This is a genomic window from Bradyrhizobium sp. 27S5, assembly GCF_037217225.1.
Lineage (GTDB): Bacteria > Pseudomonadota > Alphaproteobacteria > Rhizobiales > Xanthobacteraceae > Bradyrhizobium > Bradyrhizobium septentrionale.
The window spans coordinates 1,940,472-1,956,576 of the sequence record NZ_CP147714.1; the positions used below are offsets into that span (position 1 = coordinate 1,940,472).

Annotated in this window: 14 protein-coding genes; all 14 read right to left on the reverse strand. The window is 66.8% G+C overall.

The genetic code is table 11. From position 1 onward, the window contains the following. Positions 1-4 precede the first annotated feature (4 nt). The 14 genes from WDM24_RS09205 to WDM24_RS09270 all read right to left on the reverse strand — a co-directional run bounded on the left by WDM24_RS09205 (position 5) and on the right by WDM24_RS09270 (position 16,002). On the reverse strand, positions 5-1,027 hold the full coding sequence (locus tag WDM24_RS09205; protein ID WP_028333322.1) for a xanthine dehydrogenase family protein molybdopterin-binding subunit: 1,023 nt from the start codon (positions 1,025-1,027) through the stop codon (positions 5-7). A 2-nt stretch (positions 1,028-1,029) separates the two neighbouring features. Beyond that, the gene (locus WDM24_RS09210; protein ID WP_338830945.1) at positions 1,030-2,622 is read right to left on the reverse strand and encodes a xanthine dehydrogenase family protein molybdopterin-binding subunit; all 1,593 of its coding nucleotides are present in this window, start codon (positions 2,620-2,622) and stop codon (positions 1,030-1,032) included. A 12-nt stretch (positions 2,623-2,634) separates the two neighbouring features. After that, complete coding sequence (locus WDM24_RS09215; protein ID WP_029082752.1) at positions 2,635-3,114, reverse strand: (2Fe-2S)-binding protein; 480 nt, start codon at positions 3,112-3,114, stop codon at positions 2,635-2,637. A 6-nt stretch (positions 3,115-3,120) separates the two neighbouring features. Continuing rightward, complete coding sequence (locus tag WDM24_RS09220; protein ID WP_338830946.1) at positions 3,121-3,939, reverse strand: FAD binding domain-containing protein; 819 nt, start codon at positions 3,937-3,939, stop codon at positions 3,121-3,123. 15 nt (positions 3,940-3,954) lie between these two features. Beyond that, positions 3,955-4,398: an SRPBCC family protein gene (locus WDM24_RS09225; protein WP_166303346.1), complete on the reverse strand. Its 444-nt coding sequence runs from the start codon at positions 4,396-4,398 to the stop codon at positions 3,955-3,957. Positions 4,399-4,401: 3 nt separating this feature from the next. Beyond that, the gene (locus WDM24_RS09230; protein WP_338830947.1) at positions 4,402-4,839 is read right to left on the reverse strand and encodes an SRPBCC family protein; all 438 of its coding nucleotides are present in this window, start codon (positions 4,837-4,839) and stop codon (positions 4,402-4,404) included. Positions 4,840-4,848: 9 nt separating this feature from the next. Then, positions 4,849-7,743, reverse strand: coding sequence for a flotillin family protein (locus WDM24_RS09235; RefSeq protein ID WP_338830948.1), 2,895 nt, complete (start codon positions 7,741-7,743; stop codon positions 4,849-4,851). Positions 7,744-7,768: 25 nt separating this feature from the next. Beyond that, positions 7,769-8,602, reverse strand: coding sequence for a phosphoenolpyruvate hydrolase family protein (locus WDM24_RS09240; RefSeq protein WP_029082757.1), 834 nt, complete (start codon positions 8,600-8,602; stop codon positions 7,769-7,771). Positions 8,603-8,605: 3 nt separating this feature from the next. Continuing rightward, positions 8,606-10,816, reverse strand: a complete 2,211-nt coding sequence (locus WDM24_RS09245) for an ABC transporter permease (protein WP_338830949.1) — start codon at positions 10,814-10,816, stop codon at positions 8,606-8,608. Further along, positions 10,809-11,591 carry an ABC transporter ATP-binding protein gene (locus tag WDM24_RS09250; protein WP_338830950.1) on the reverse strand — a complete coding sequence of 261 codons (783 nt, stop codon included), beginning with the start codon at positions 11,589-11,591 and terminating at the stop codon, positions 10,809-10,811. Before WDM24_RS09250 ends, WDM24_RS09245 begins: the two co-directional genes overlap by 8 nt. Beyond that, positions 11,584-12,669: a branched-chain amino acid ABC transporter permease gene (locus WDM24_RS09255; RefSeq protein WP_338830951.1), complete on the reverse strand. Its 1,086-nt coding sequence runs from the start codon at positions 12,667-12,669 to the stop codon at positions 11,584-11,586. The genes WDM24_RS09250 and WDM24_RS09255 overlap by 8 nt, the downstream gene beginning before the upstream one ends. 1 nt (position 12,670) lies before the next feature. Continuing rightward, positions 12,671-13,681 (reverse strand): branched-chain amino acid ABC transporter permease, encoded by a 1,011-nt coding sequence (locus WDM24_RS09260; protein WP_338696993.1) that lies wholly within the window; start codon positions 13,679-13,681, stop codon positions 12,671-12,673. A gap of 118 nt (positions 13,682-13,799) precedes the next feature. Then, on the reverse strand, positions 13,800-14,615 hold the full coding sequence (locus WDM24_RS09265; protein WP_029082762.1) for a helix-turn-helix transcriptional regulator: 816 nt from the start codon (positions 14,613-14,615) through the stop codon (positions 13,800-13,802). A gap of 136 nt (positions 14,616-14,751) precedes the next feature. Beyond that, positions 14,752-16,002, reverse strand: a complete 1,251-nt coding sequence (locus tag WDM24_RS09270) for an ABC transporter substrate-binding protein (RefSeq protein ID WP_338830952.1) — start codon at positions 16,000-16,002, stop codon at positions 14,752-14,754. Positions 16,003-16,105 lie beyond the last annotated feature (103 nt).

The following is a 16,105-nucleotide window of genomic DNA, read 5'->3' on the forward strand; positions in this document are numbered from 1 at the left end:
GACCTCAGCGCCGCGGCTGCGGCCGCGCGCCGCCCTGCGCCTTGATCGCGCGCAGCACCTTCTCCGGCGTGATCGGCAGATCGTCGATCCGCACGCCGACGGCGTTGAAGATCGCGTTGGCGACGGCCGGCAGCACCGGATTGGCGCACATCTCGCCCGGACCCTTGGCACCGAACGGGCCGTCGGGCGCCGGGCGTTCCAGCACCGCGATGTCGTGCGGGCAGATGTCGCCCGGTCCCGGCATCAGATATTCGACGAAGTCGCGCGGGCCGTGCACCGGCTCCGGGTAATAGGGTTCCGGCGTTTCGTAGAGCGCATGGCTGACGCCCATCCAGGCGCCGCCGACCAGCTGCTGCTCGACCAGCCGCGGATTGAGCGCGCGGCCAAGCTCATAGGCACTGTCCATCCGGACCATGTCGACCTCGCCGGTCTCGTCGTCGACCTCGACCTCGGCGACGAGGCAGGCATGCGCGTAGCATGTCGCCGGCGACATCTCGCCGGTCTCGGGGTCGACGTCGGACAGCGGCACCAGGAAGATGCCGCGGCCCGAGATCGTCTTGCCCTGCTTGAACTGCGCGGCGATCGCGACGTCCTTGGTCGAGATCGAGCGATGCGGCGCGCCCTTGACATGGATGTTGCCGCGGCCGTCGGTCTCGAGATCGGCGGCATTCACCTCCAGCTCCTCGGCCGCCGCCTCCATCATCACGCCGCGCGCCTCCCGCGCCGCCGCCATCACGGCGTTGCCGACCCGATGGGTGCCGCGCGAGGCGAACGAGCCCATGCAGTGCGGACCGGTGTCGGAATCCGCGGTGTCGACATAGACGTCTTCGACTGGCACGCCCAGCGTCTCGGCGCAGATCTGCCGCGTCACCGACTTCATGCCCTGGCCGAGATCGATCGAGGACAGCGCCACGGTGAACTTGCCGCTCGGATTGGAATGCACCAACGCCTGGCTCGGATCGCCGCCGAGATTCATGCCGATGGGATAATTGACCGACGCGATGCCGCGTCCGCGATGCCGGGTCATGGTCAGCGCCTCCTGGTGCCGAAGACGGATGAGAAGCGGGTGGCGCCATGCGACGGCGCGGTCGGCCGCGGTGACGGAGGTGATGGTGGCGTCGAAGAGGGAGGCGGAGGCGGCGGCTCGCGGGTTGCAGCCGGGGCGCGATCATACGTCGTGCGCTGCTGCGACGATGCGGGCGCCGGCGCACGCGCTTCACGTGGCGTCAGCGTCACGGCGGCACGGAGACCGCCACCATCCTTGCGCGACGACATGCGCTTGAATTCCTCGCGGAGCGGCCATTTGGCCTTCTCCGCGGCAACCTGCACGCATTCGATCAGCGCCGTGTTCTTGGCCTCGCGACGGTGCGCCTTCATGTCGCCATCGCGATACGCATTGAGGATCCGGAACTCCATCGGATCCATGCCGACGAGATGGGCGAGCTTGTCCATCTGGCATTCGATGGCGAAATCCATCGCCGTGACGCCGAAGCCGCGCATCGCTGTCGCTGGCGTCCGGTTGGTGAAGACGCAGTAGACGTCGCCATGGACGTTCGGGATGGTGTAGGGACCAGGCAGATGCGCCGCACATTTCACCGCCGCATAGCTCGACAGCCGTGTATAGGCGCCGCTGTCGAAATAGGCGCGCACCTTGCGGGCGACGACGCGGCCGTCCCGCATCACGCCATCCTTGATGTAGATGCGCTCGGCGCCGCGCGGCGGACCGTATTGCATCTCTTCCTCGCGTCCGAACACGTAGCGCACCGGGCGTCCGGTCAGCATCGCGCCGAGGATGCAGAGCGGCTCGGTCAGCGTGTCGACCTTGCCTCCGAACCCGCCGCCCACCGTGCCCCCGATGAAGTGGAAGGTGTTGGAGGGCACGTCGAGGATTTTTGCACAGGTGTCGACCGAGAAGAACAGCGCCTGCGTCGAGGTGTAGACGATGTAGCGGCCATTGGTGTCGGGTGCGGCGATCGAGCCGTTGGTTTCGGTCGGCGCATGCTCGATCGGCGACATCTGGTAGCGCTGTTCCAGCACATGGTCGGCCGAGGCCAGCGCGCGATCGGCATCGCCGAAGCGCAGCTGCTGGCGATCGTAGGTCTCGTGATAGGTGAAGGTGTTCTTCGGATAGACCTCGTTCACGACCGGCGCGCCCGGCTTCAACGCGTCCTCGACGTCGAACACCGCCGGCAGCGGCTCATAGTCGATCTTCACCTTGGCTTTCGCCTCGAAGGCCTCGCGCGGGCTGTCGGCGACGATCGCGACGATCGGCTCGCCCTTGTAGCGCACCTTGTGGACCGCGAGCGACGGCTCGTCGTCCTTGCCGAAATTGATCAGGCTGAGCAGCGTGTTCAGATTGCGCGGCACGTCGGAGGCGCGGATCACGCGCCGCACCCCCTGCGACCGCTCGGCCTCCGTAGTGTCGATGCGGCGGAGTCTTGCATGAGGATGTTCGCTGCGCACCACCTTCAGATGCAGCATGCCCTGCAGCTTGTGGTCGTCGAAATAGGGCGAGGTGCCGGTGACATGGCCGAGCATGTCCTGGCGCTGCGTGCCCTTTCCGATTTCCTTCAGATTGTCGTCGCGCTCGTCGGCGAAGAGGTCCTTGCGCAATTCCAGCATGACACTGTTCCCTTACGCGCGGGCCCGGCCGCCGGATGCGGCAGCCAGCACGGCGTTGATGATCGGCTCATAGCCGGTGCAGCGGCAGATATTGCCGGAGATCGCCTCGACCACCTCGGCACGGCTCGGTTGTGGATTGCGATCGAGCAGCGCCTTGGCGGCCATCAGCATGCCCGGCGTGCAGTAGCCGCATTGCGCGGCGAAATTGTCGGCGAAGGCGCGCTGCAGCGGGTGCAGATTGGGGCCGTCCTTGATGCCGTCGAGCGTCTCGACGGAGCGTCCGGCGACGGTCTCGGCGAGCGTCAGGCAGGAGAGGTGCAATTCCCCGTCGATCAGCACGCTACAGGTGCCGCAGCCGCCCTGGCCGCAGCCGAATTTCGGCGTCATGTCGCCGATCAGCTCGCGCAAAGCCACCAGCAAATTGGTGCCGCCGTCGACGAAGATCGCAACGTCACGGCCGTTGTGCTGAAATTGCAGAGGGGTCTTGGCCATGACGATCTATTCCTGACCGGACAACAGGCGCCTGAGATGCACGCCGACGATCTCGCGGCGATACCAGGCGCTGGCGAGCGCATTGTCGCCCGGCGAAGTTCCTTCGACGGCTGCCGCGGCCGCCGCATTGATCGTGGACGTATCGAGCGCGCGGCCTTCCAGCGCACGCTCGGTGGCGCGGGCGCGGATCGGCGTCGGCGCCATCGAGCCGAGCGCGACGCGGGCACCGACGATCCGGCTGCCGTTGACCGGCAGATGCGCGGCGAGCGTGATCACCGCGCCCCCCTTGGGCTTGATGCGCGCGATCTTGCGGTAGCGGAAGGCCTCAGTGCTGCCCGGCTTGGCAAAGGAGATCGCCAGCACCAGCGTGCCGGTCTGCCGGTCGCGCGATTGCAGGAATTCCTCGATTCCGATCTCGCGGCCGCCGAGGCCACCCTGCACCGACAACACCGCGTCGAGCGCGAGCATCGCGACCGTGAAGTCGCCATACGGCACCGGCGCAAACAGATTGCCGCCCACCGTGCCCATGTTGCGCACCGCCGGTCCGCCGATCGAGCGGGCAGGGGCGTGCAGGAAGGCGAGATCGCGCTCGGCCAGAATGCGCGCGAAGGTGACGCCGGCGCCGAGCGTGATTCGCGCGCCCGACGTGTCGATCCGGGTCATCGCCTGGTCGCTGGCGCGCACCACGGTCGAGATCGAGATGTCGCCTTCGTTCAGCGCCCGCATCACCAGCGTGCCGCCGCCGAGGTAACGCGCGCTGCGATCCGACGACAGCGCGGCCGCCGCCTCGTTGGTGCTGGTGAAGGTCTTCACCGTGACTGGCATGATGTCCCTCTCCGCTTACGCGGCCTCCTTCAGGTGCCGGCGGATGGCTTCGAAGCCGGCCTGGTAGATGTCTTCCGAAACCATCTGCGTGATGCGATCCCGGTCGTCGGTCCGCGTCGTGAAGCGCGATTCCCAGTGCCAGAAGGTGCGGTCGCCATCGGTGACCGGCAGCAGCCGGACATGCGCCACGTAGTTGAACATCGGGATCGGCGTATCGAGCAGGCAGTAGCTGAACGATTGTTCGAGGTCGGACAGCGCCAGCAGCTGTTCGCGCAGCTCGGCGCCGTCCTTCAGCTTGAAGCGCCTGACGCAGCCGATCTTGTCGGAGGGCTGCGCGCGCTCGATGCCGCTGGTCGCGACCGCCGGGTGCCAGCGGTCATGGCCGTTGAAATCGCGCAGCACGGCCCAGACCGTATCGGTCGGTGCATCCAGGATCGTGCTTTTGACGATGTGCGGCACTGCCTATCCTCCGAACGCCCGCTTCAGCGCGTCGAACCCGCCCTGGAACACGCCGCCGCCGATATTGTTGACGAGCTCGGTCTCGCGCTCCGGCGCGCAGTCGAACTCGGCGGTCCATTCCAGGAAGGTCTGGTCGCCATCGGTGACCGGCGTGAGCCGCAGGGTGGCCACGTAGTTCTCGACGCCCATCGGCGATTCCAGGATCGAATAGGTGCAGAACATGTCGTAGTCGGACAGCCCGAGCAGCTTCTCCCTGATGCGATCGCCGTTGCGCAGCCGGAAATCCCTGATACAGCCGATCTTGTCGGCGGGCTCGCCGCCCTCGATCCGGCTCTCCGCAATCGCGGGGTGCCAGTTCGGCAAGCCGTTGAAATCGCGTACACGGGTCCAGACCCGGTCGTTGCGGGCATTGACGACAGTGGAGACGTAAACCCGTGCCATGGCGTGAGCTCAGTCCTTCTTGCGCGGCGTGCGCTCAGGGCGCGGTGGTTCGCCGCCGCCCTCGGGCGCCGCCGGCTTGGCCTCGCCGCCGCTCTTGCGTGCAGAGTCCTTGATGCCCTGCATGTCGCGCGCCTCGCGGATCAGGCCGGGCATTTTTGCCAGGCTGCCGCCCTCGACGCCGATATCCGACAGGATCGAGTCGATCAGCGGCGCCTGCACGCGATAGCGCAGCGCCGAATCGATCACCTCGTCGGTGGCGCTGCGGCCACCGCTGCCGCCCTGGCCGTTGCCGTTGAGGCCATCGACCTGGAGGATACGGATGCCCTCGATCTTCTCCATCGGCTTGACGCTCTCGCGCACGATGCCCTCGATCCGGTCGAGCAGCTTGCGGCGGAACAGCGAGTAGCGTGCCTGATCGGTCAGCACATTTTCAGCCTCGTTGAGCAGGCGCTGCGCCTCGGCCTCGACCGTGGCGCGAACCCGTTCGGCTCCGGCCGCGATCCTGGTTTCCTCGGCCTGTTTCTCGGCGAGCAGAACCTCGACGGTCTTGCGCCGCTTCGCGATTTCGCTCTCACGCGCGGTAACCACGCGCTCGGCCGCTTCGGTGGCGTGCACCCTCGCGTCTTCAGCCGCCGCGCGCGCCGCGGATTCCTCCAGCGACTTCTGATGCAGCGCGATCGCCTTCTCCATCAGCGCGGTCTCGACGTCCTTCTCACGGTTCACCTCGAGCTTGCGCAGCTCGCGCTCGCGGCCGATCCGGGCCTCGTCGAGGCCGCGGTCCGACGCAATGCGCGCGCGTTCGACCTCCTCGCGCGCAGCGATCTCGGCCTCCTGCAGCGACTGGTTGCGGGCGACCTCGAGCTGCTCGATGGAGCGGCGCCGAGCGATCCGCGCGGCCTCCAGCGCCTGCTCGCGGGTCACGTCGGTGGTCTCGACCTCCTTGCGGGCCGTGATCTCGGCCTGCTTGACCAGCCGGTCGGCATCGATGCGCTCGGAGCGCTTGGCGGCGAGCGCGATCACGCGTTCCTCGTCGGCGAGCTCGATCGCCCGCTTCTGGTCGATGTTGAGCACCTCGCGGGTCCTGGAGGAGGTGATCCGCTCGCTCTCCAGCGCCAGCTCGACGTCGATCCGCTGCCGCTCGACCGCGTCACGGCGCTTCAGCTCGGCGGCCTCGATCGCCCCGGTGCGCTCGATCTCGAGCGCGCGGGTCTCGCGTTCGGCGCGGATGCGCTGTGCGGCGACCGACTTTTCCTGCGAAATGCGCGCCGCCTCGATCGATTCGCGCGAGGCGATGTCGGCTTCCTCGATCGCGCGGGTGCGCGCGATTTCGAGCGCGCGGACGTGTTCTTCCTGCGCGATCCGCGACTCCTCGGTGGCGTCGCGCGCGGTGATCCCGGCGATCTCGATCGCCTGGTTGCGCTCGATCTCGAGCTTGCGCGTGGTGTGATCGGCGGCGATGCGTTCGGCGGCCAGCGTCTTCTCTCTGATGATGCGGGCGGCCTCGACCGATTTTTGCGCCTCGATCTCGGCTTCCTGGATGGTTCGGACCTGCTGGATCTCCAGCGCGCGGGTGCGTTCGTCGGAGGAGATGCGCTCGACATTGATCGTCATGGTCTGGGCGATGCGCGCCTTCTCGGTGGCCTCGCGGGCTGCGATTTCAGCTTCCTCGACCGCGCGGGTCCGCTCGATCTCGCGGCGGCGGGTCTCTTCCTCATTGGCGATGCGGGCGTCGGTGACGACGCGGTCCTGCTGGATGCGGGCCTTTTCGATCGACTCGCGGGCGGCAATCTCGGCCTCCTCGACCGTGCGCATCCGCTCGATCTCGCGCTGGCGGACCTCGCGCTCGGAGGCGATGCGGGTGGTGTCGACGGAGCGCTGGTTGGCGATCCTGGCCTTCTCGATCTCCTCGCGCGCCAGCAATTCCCGTTCTTCAACTGCGCGGGTGCGCTCGATCTCGCGGTGCCGGGTCTCGCGTTCGGAGGCGATGCGGGCCTCGGTGATGGCCTGCTCATTGGCGATGCGCGCCTTTTCGATGGCTTCGCGTGCGGTGATCTGGGCCTGCTCGGCTTCGGTCTCGCGCAGCGCGCGCTCGCGGGCGACCTCGGTGCGCTGCAGGGCGCGGCGCATCTCGATGTCGCGTTCCTGCTCGAGGCGGGCGGTCTCGCTCTCGCGCTCGATGTCCAGCGCCTGCCGCTCGGCCTCGAGGTTGCGGGAGCGGATCTTGATCATCGAGTCCTGCTCGATGTCGTTGCGCAGCTTGCGCTTGGCTTCGATGTCCTCCATCAGGCGGGTCAGGCCTTCGGCGTCGAAGCGGTTCGAGGGGTTGAAATATTCGAGGTCGGTCTGGTCGAGATCGGTGATCGCGACCGACTCCAGTTCGAGGCCGTTCTGCGCCAGCGCCTCGGCGGCATTGGCCTTGACGCGCGCGACATATTCGCCGCGCTGCTCGTGCATCTGCTCCATCGTCATCTCGGAGGCGACCGAGCGGATCGCGGAGATGAACTTGCCGGAGAGCAGGGTGTGCAGCTGCTCCGGCTCCATGGTGCGGCGGCCGAGGGTGGCGGCGGCGATCGAGACGGCTTCGCGGGTCGCCTGCACCCGGACGTAGAAGTCGGCCTCGATATCGACGCGCATGCGGTCGCGGGTGATCACGGCGTCCTGCTTGGAGCGCACGATCCCCATCGGCAGCACGTTCATGTTGACCGGCGTGTAGTCGTGGATGAACGGCAGCACGAAGGCGCCGCCATTGATCACCACCCGTTCGCCGAGGAAGCCGGTCCGGACGAAGGAGGTTTCCTTCGACGAGCGGTGGTAGAGCCAGTTCACCACATAGACGATGATGACGATCGCGACGATTGCGACGATGAGCCAGAGGATCAATTCACCGACCAGCATCCCCGACATCTCTTCCTCCCTTGGTCACGGCGCGTTAGCGTGCGCCGATCGCCTTGAATTTGCGAACCTGATCCGTCAGCGCCCGCTCGACCGGCAGGCGCTCCATCGAGGAGGCGCCATAGAAGCCGTGACAGTTGCGGGTCTGCTTCATGATGAAATCGGCATCCGCGGGGTCGGCGATCGGACCGCCATGCGCGAGCACGATGATGTCGGAATTGACGCTGAGCGCGGCTTCCGCCCAGGCCTCGATGCGGGCAGGGCAGTCGGCAAGTTTTGGCGCAGTCTGCGCGCCGATCGTGCCGCCCGTGGTCAACCCCATATGGCAGACGATGATGTCGGCGCCCGCGATCGCCATCGCGGCGGCCTCCTGCTCGCTGAACACATAGGGCGTGGTCAGCATGTCCTTCTCATGCGCCTTCGAGATCATGTCGATCTCGAGCGCGTAGGACATCCCGGTCTCTTCGAGATTGGCGCGGAAGGTGCCGTCGATCAGGCCGACGGTCGGAAAATTCTGCACGCCGGCAAAGCCGATCGCCTTGAGCTGGTCGAGGAACACATCCATGTCGCGGAACGGATCGGTGCCGTTGACGCCGGCGAGCACCGGCGTCCTGGTCACGACCGGCAGCACCTCGCCGGCCATCTCGACGACGATGGCGTTGGCATCGCCATAGGGCATCAGTCCGGCGAGCGAGCCGCGGCCGGCCATGCGATAGCGGCCGGAATTGTAGATCACGATCAGGTCGACGCCGCCGGCCTCCTCGCATTTCGCGGACAGTCCGGTGCCGGCGCCGCCGCCGACGATCGGCTCGCCGCGCGCGATCATCGCGTGAAACTTCTTCAACAGCGCCGTGCGTTCAAACCTGGGCATGGGTCACCTCGCCACTCTCCGCCTGCTACCGGCGCGTCCGAGCAGCGGACGGAACGCGCTGACGATGGCGGCGGTGAACTCGGGATCGTTGATGTTGCGCTTGATGCGAATGATCTGCCGGTTGCCGGTCCGGCGCACGGTGCGCTCCAGCGCGCCAAACAGCGCAACGTCCGCATCGGGGTCCCAGAACGGCTGGCCCGGTGCATCGAGCGCGGAGACGCCGCCTTCGGGCAGGAAGAAGCGCACCGGTCCATCCATCTGGTTGAGACGTTCGCCGATCCAGCGGCCCATGCGCTCGTTCTCTTCTGGCGTGGTCCGCATCAAGGTGACCTGCGGATTGTGGATGTGGAACTTGCGCTGCCGGTAGCGCTCCGGAATGGTGTCGGGTGCGCCGAAGTTCACCATATCAAGCGCGCCGACCGAACCGACATAGGGCACGCGGCTGCGGATGATTGTGCCGAAGCGATCGTCGGTCGCCGGGAATACGCCGCCCATCAGGAGGTCGCAGACCTCGGTCGTGGTGAGATCGATGACCCCGGCGATCTGGCCGGACTCGACCAGCTTCTCCATCGAGCGGCCGCCGACGCCGGTGGCGTGGAAGACCAGGCACTCGAAATCCTCGCGCAGGTCGGCCGCGATCTTCTGCACCGCCGGCGTGGTCACGCCGAACATGGTGATGCCGATCGCGGGAAGGCTGGCAGCGGTGTCGCGCTGCTTACTGGTTTGCTGGTCGAGCCGCGCCTTGACCATGCCGACCAGCGCATTGGCGCCGTTGCCGAGTACCGCGCGCGAGATCGAATTGAGACCCTGCACGTCGGTCACCGAATACATCATGGTGATGTCGGCAGGACCGACATAGGGGCCGACGTCGCCGGAGGCGACCGAGGAGATGATGAGCTTGGGCACCCCGATCGGAAGCGCGCGCATGCCGGGTGCGACCAGCGAGGCACCGCCCGAGCCGCCGGCGGAAATGATGCCGGCGATATTGCCCTGGCGGCGCAGCCAGCGCTCGAATGCCTCCGCCATCGCCGTCACCGAGGCGCCGCGATCGGCGCCGAATACGCCGGAGCCGCCACGGCCGTGGTTCAGCGCGATCTCCTGCGCGGTGACGTCGCAGCTCGCCGCCTTGCCGCTGGTCGAGACGTCGACCAGACGGGTGCGCAGGCCGCTGTCAGCAATGATGTCGCGAATGAAGCGCAGCTCCGCACCCTTGGTGTCGAGCGTGCCGACGACCAGCACGACCGGTGGCCCCGAGGTCCTGGATGTTGCCGGCTCGCGCCGCGTGCGGGTTGTCTCTTCAAGCCTCGTGACGGCGGCGGACTGCGTCCGTGCCGCTGCCTCGATGCGGGCGATCGGCACCGGCTGCGACCAGCGCGTCGGCAGTACGGGATTGGAGACGTAGATGCGAGCCGGTCCCTTTCGTTCCGGCAGCGGTGCGCCGGCCGCTTCGGCCTTTGCTGGCGCGGCCTCGGCCTCAGTCACATCCGCGCCGTGGGTGCCGACGCCGAGCAGCCGCTGCTGCAGCTCGCGATCGGTCGCGAGGCGCGCGGAGTCGATGATGCGGTTGATCCGGCCGTTGACCATGATGGCGACGTTGCGCGACACCGCCGTCGCGACGCCGATGTTCTGCTCGATGACCAGGACGGAGATGTCGCCTTCGTCGCCGAGCCGCAGCAGCATCTCCTCGACCTGCGCGACAATCACGGGCGCAAGGCCCTCGGTCGGCTCGTCCATGATCAGGAGTTGCGGGTTGGTCAGCAACGCGCGCGCAATCGCCAGCATCTGCTGCTCGCCGCCGGAGAGCTGGTTGCCACCGTTGTTCTTGCGCTCGGCGAGGCGCGGAAAGGTGTCGTAGATGCGCTCGATGGTCCAGGCGCCGCGGCGCAGGCCGCCGGCGAGCGCGAGATGTTCGTCGACGGTCAGCGATCGCCACAGTCGGCGGCCTTGCGGCACATAGCCGACGCCGAGTCGGGCGATCCGCGCCGGGTTGAGCCGCGTGACTTCCTCGCCGCGAATCCGGATCGAGCCGGCGCTAAGGCGCACCAGGCCCATGATCGCCTTGCACAGCGTGGTCTTGCCCATGCCGTTGCGGCCGACCACCGAGAACACGCCGGTATCGAGCGTGAGATCGACGCCCTGCAACGCATGCGAATGGCCGTAATAGACGTCGAGGCCCTTGACCTCGAGGGCAGGAGCGGCGCGGCGGTCACTCATGGCCGCCTCCGAGATAAAGCTGCTGCACCTCAGGATCGGATTCGATCTCGCGCGGCAGACCTTCCTTGAAGATGCGGCCGTTGTGCATCATCGTCACGCTCTCGACGACGCGCAGCGCGACGTCCATGTCGTGCTCGATGATGATGTAGCCGATATGGGCCGGCAGCGAGGTCAGGATCTCGATCAGCTCGCGCCGCTCGGTCGGCGACAGTCCCGCCGCCGGCTCATCGAACAGGATGAAGCGCGGCGCGCCGGCCAGCGCCAGCGCAATCTCGAGCTGGCGCTGCTGGCCATGCGCGAGTTCGGCGACGCGCTGGTCCTTGACGCCGGCGAGGTGCACCGCCTGCACCAGTGTTTCGGTCGAATGCATCAGCGCATCGTTCTGCCCCGGGCGCAGCAACGAGAAGCGGCCGCGCGAGACGCCGCGGCAGGCGAGGTAGACGTTGTCCTGCACGGTGAGGCCGGGGAACAGCGCCGAGATCTGGTAGGTGCGGCGCAAACCGCGGCGGATGCGCTCATAGGGCGGGAACTGGGTGATGTCCTCGCCGAAGAAGCGGATCGTGCCGGAGGAGGGCGGGAAGTCGCCAGTGATGCAGTTGAACAGCGTCGTCTTGCCGGCGCCGTTCGAGCCGAGCACCGCGCGGCGCTCGCCGGGACGCACGGTGATGGTGACGTCGGTCAGCGCCGCCAGCGCGCCGAACAGCCGCGTTACGCCGCGCAGCTCCAGCGCTGCACCGGCGCCGACCACGGACAGCCGCTGCGCGACGCTATCCATGGCGGCCTCCGCCTGGACGTTGCGTCGAGGATGTGGTGCGGCGCCGCCAGCGTTCCCAGAGGCCGATCACGCCGTCGGACGACCAGAACACGATGGCGAGGAAGCCGAGCCCGATCAGCAGCCGGAAGCGGTTGCCGTCGAGCCCGAATTTGATCAACACGTCGAGCGCGAAGGTGCGCAGCAGCACGAAAATGAGTGCGCCGATGAACGGGCCGATCGGCCGGGTGATACCGCCGACTATCGCGATGATCAGCACGTCGATGCAGGCGCCGACGCTGACCGAGCCGGGCGAGATCTGCCGGTAGTTCCAGACCTGCAGCACGCCGCCGAGCGCGGCGATGAAGGCCGCGAAGGCATAGGCCGCGATGCGATGGGCATTGGGATTGAAGCCGAGTGCGGCCATGCGGCGGGAATTGTCGCGCACGCCCTGCAGCGCGAGGCCGAACGGCGCGCGCGAGACATACTGGACGGCGAAGTAGCAGATCGCGGCGACGCCGAGCGTCACATAGTAGAAGGCGATGTCGGCGCGCCAGTCGACGCCCCAGAAATGCGGCGTCGCGACGGTGTTGATGCCGGTGTGGCCGTTGAAGATCGCCCAGTTCTGGTTGGTGAAGTAGTAGAACGCCGCGCCGATCGCCAGCGTGATCATGATGGTGTAGATGCCCTCGGTGCGCACCGCGAGCGCGCCGCCGAGCGTGCCGAACAGCGTCGCCAGCGCCAGCGCCATCGGCGTTGCGAGCCACCACGGCCAGCCCAGGCTGATATTGGCGTTGCCGCTCATGCCGAACACCGCGACCATGTAGCCGGCGAAGCCCGCGATCGTCAGCTGCATCAGGCTGACCATGCCGCCATAGCCGGCGAGGAACATCAGGCTGAGCGCGATGATGCCGAGGATCAGGGTGGTCGCGAAGATCTCGATCAGGAAGAAGCCGTTGGCGATCAGCGGCATGATCACGAGGATCAGCGCGACCAGCCACGCCGCCGGGTTCTGCAGTTCGGGCCAGGCGCGGATCAATGCGCGTCGCGTCGCGTTGGCGGACGGGTCGGGGCGGAACTGGGTGCTCTGGAGCAACGACATTTCATCGCCTCGCGAGCAGGCCCTGCGGCCGCAGCGCCAGCACCACGACCATGATCAGGAAGGTGACGACGATGGCGTAGGTCGGGATGTAGACCGATCCGAGCTGCTCGGCGAGCCCGATGATGACGGCGCCGAGCGCGGCCCCCGGGATCGAGCCCATGCCGCCGACGATCACGACGACGAGGGAAGCGAGCAGGAAGCGGGTGTCCTCGCCGGGCGACAGCGACTGGAAGGTGCCGCCGACGACGCCGGCGATGCCGGCAAGCCCGGCGCCAAGCGCGAACACCAGCACGAACACGAGTTGGATCCGCACGCCGGTCGCGGCCAGGATGTCGCGGTCGTCGACTCCGGCACGCACGATCATGCCGATCCGCGTACGATTCAGCGCCAGCCACATCGCGATCCCGATCACGACGGACGCCGCGAAGATCACGAGCCGCACCAGCGGGTATTGCAGATAGACCGGCTCGCCCGAAGATTTGATCGCGGTGAGCAGCGGCAGCTGCACCGGGCCGATCAGCCAGCTCGGGGTCTGGACCTGATAGAAGTCGCCGCCGAACACCCAGAGCATCAAATCGGCGAACACGATCGAGAGCCCGATCGTCACCATGGTCTGCCTGAGGTCCTGACCCTCCATGCGGCGGAACACGGCGAGCTGCAGGATCACCCCGACCAGCGCCACCGCGATGAAGGCCACGATGAAGCTGAGGATCCACGATCCCGTCCAGGTGCTGACGGCGTAGCCGATATAGCCGCCGAACAGATAGAGCGAGCCGTGCGCGAGGTTGACGTTGCGCATCAGGCCGAAGATCAGCGTGAAGCCGCTGGCCACCAGGAAATATAGCCCGCCGAGCGTGATGCCGTTCAGCACGGCATTGAGGAACACGCGCTTGCGGCCGATCGCGGCCTCTAGTCCCGGCGGCCAGATCGCGAACACGAGCCACAGCAACACCGCGACCGCGATGATCACGATCAGCGCCCAGGCCGGATGGCGTTCGATGAACCTGGCCATCTCCGTCGCGTTCCCTCAGCTGGCCGCGACCGTCTGCCGGGCCGCGTGTCCTGTCATCCTATCGAGGGCGAAAGCTTCGGATTTGATCGAGAGTATCTTTTATCGTTGCGGAACTCCCTTACGGCCGCAACACCTTGGCGGCACGGCGATAGTCGGTCGGGGCCATGCCGACATTGGCGGCGAAGAAGCGGGTGAAGCCGCTCTGCGAGGAGAAGCCGAGATCGAAGCCGATATCGGCGATCGGCGTCTCGGTCGCGACCAGCGCGTCCAGCGCCTGCTCCATGATCAGCGTGTTCATGTAGAGGTGAGGGGTGACGCCGGTTTGCGTCCGGAACAGCCGGTAGAAATGCGGCCGCGACAGGCCCGCCTCGCGCGCGATCGCATCGAGCTCGATCTCGGCGCCGGGGCTTTCCGACATCAGCTTGATCGATTTGCGGACCCGGAAATCGGTCACCGCGGCCGCCGCGGGCGCGTCCTGCGCCGCCTGCCAGCTCTCCTCGTAGCAGGAATCGATCAATTGCCGGAGTTCGCAATCGAGGGTGCGCAGCGACGGCGCGCCGCACACCAGTGCTGCGGTGCGGCGGATCAGCCGGTCGAGCGTCTCGGTGCGGGGAAAGAAGGTGCGGCCGAACCGCAGGCCCTGCGCATTCGCCGTTGGCGCGAACCATTCGGCGTTGACATAGAGCACGAAGAAGATCGCGCCGTGGTCCATGTCGGTCGGCAGAAAATTGTGCGGTTCCCACGGGTTGACCGCGACGACGGTGTCGTCCTTGAGCAGCAGGCGCTGCTCGGAGACATCGATCTGCGCCGGCGTCCCGCCGACGTGAAAGATCAGATGCCCTTCGCGGTGCGCATGCACGTTGAAGGGACGGTTCAACTGATAGACCGTCGCGCGACCGAACCGGCCGTGGAAGACGGCAAGCGCCCTGCTCATGCCTCCCCTCCCGCGGGATGTTCTTGTCTTTTCGACAAGCGTTCATCATCCGCCCGCGGAAAGCAAGGGCGAGCAGGGCTGTTGGTGCAACCGCACGCCATGCCGCGGCCGCTCTGCCTGCACTGCAACAAATACGTCAGTACTTCTTGCACTCCGGGATCGTGCGGCCGGGCAGGCCGATCTTGGCGAACACCGCCGGATCGTAGCCCAGCGTCTGGTTGACGTTCGGGATCACCTTCACGACCTTGGAGAACAGCGCACCCTTGCCGTCATCGACCACCTCGGTGACGAAATTGGTGCCGATCGCCTGGCGGTTGGAATCGAGCTTGATCTTGCCGTTCGGCGCGTCGATCTCGATCTTGGCCAGCGCCTCCTTGAGCTTGGCCTGGTTGTTGGAGAGATCGCCGTTGACCTGGCGCAGCGCCAGGATCAGCGCCATGGTCGAGCCGTAATAATTGGTGGCGAGCAGCGACGGGCTCGGGAAACGTTTGGCCGGCGGGAAGGCGTCCTGGTAGGCCTTGACGAATTTCTGCCAGCCCGGATCCTCCCAGGTATCGGCCTGGCCGCTCGCGGCGATGGTGCCGATCAGCGCGTTCTTGGCGCTGCCCTTCGACGACAGGATGGTCTGGTCGATCATGATCGAGCCGCCCATCAGATGCGCCTTGCCGCCGGCCTGCTGATACTGGTTGAGGAAGTTGACCGCGTCGGCGCCGCCAAGGCCGAGATAGATCGCGTCGACATCGTCGGGCAGGGCTGCGATGACCGAGGCAAAGTCCTTGGTGCCGAGCGGCACCCATTGCCGGTTGGTGACCTGGCCGCCGGCGCCGCAGAATTCAAGCACCAGGCCGAACACCTGGGTGTAGATGAAGGAGTAGTCCTCGCCGACGGTCGCGATCTTGCGATAGCCCTTGGTCTCATAGGCGTATTTGCCGAGACCGACCTGCCACTGCGCGCCGTCCATGTTGAAGCGGAAGAAGTTCGGCGCCGGGTCGACATAGGTCGTCTCCTGCGCGCCGGAGGCGGCGTTGACGAAGGTCAGCTCCGGATGGGTCTTTGCAAAGTTCTTCACCGCGATGCCTTCGTCGCCCGATAGCGGCGACAGCAGGATCTGCACCTTGTCCTGCTCGATCAGCTTGCGCACCGCGCGCACCGCGGAGTCCGGCGTCGCGTCGGTCGAGGCGACGACGAATTCGAGTTCCTTGTCGCCGATCTTCTTACCGAGCACGTTGAGCGCGGTCTGGTGGCCGCGCATGCCATCCTCGCCGAGCACCGTATAGGTGCCCTCGAGCGTCGCGGTGACGCCGACCTTGATCTTCTCCTGAGCGAACGCCGTGCCCGAAAGCAACAGGCTGCTCAACGCAATCAGTCCCAAACTGCCCTTCAACATCGCTCTCCTCCCTCTGTGTTGTCGCCGGCGTCCACGTGGCGCGAGGGCGTCCGGTTGTTGCTGATAAAGCTAGCCGAAGGCGGGCACAGCGCGGATGTCGTCG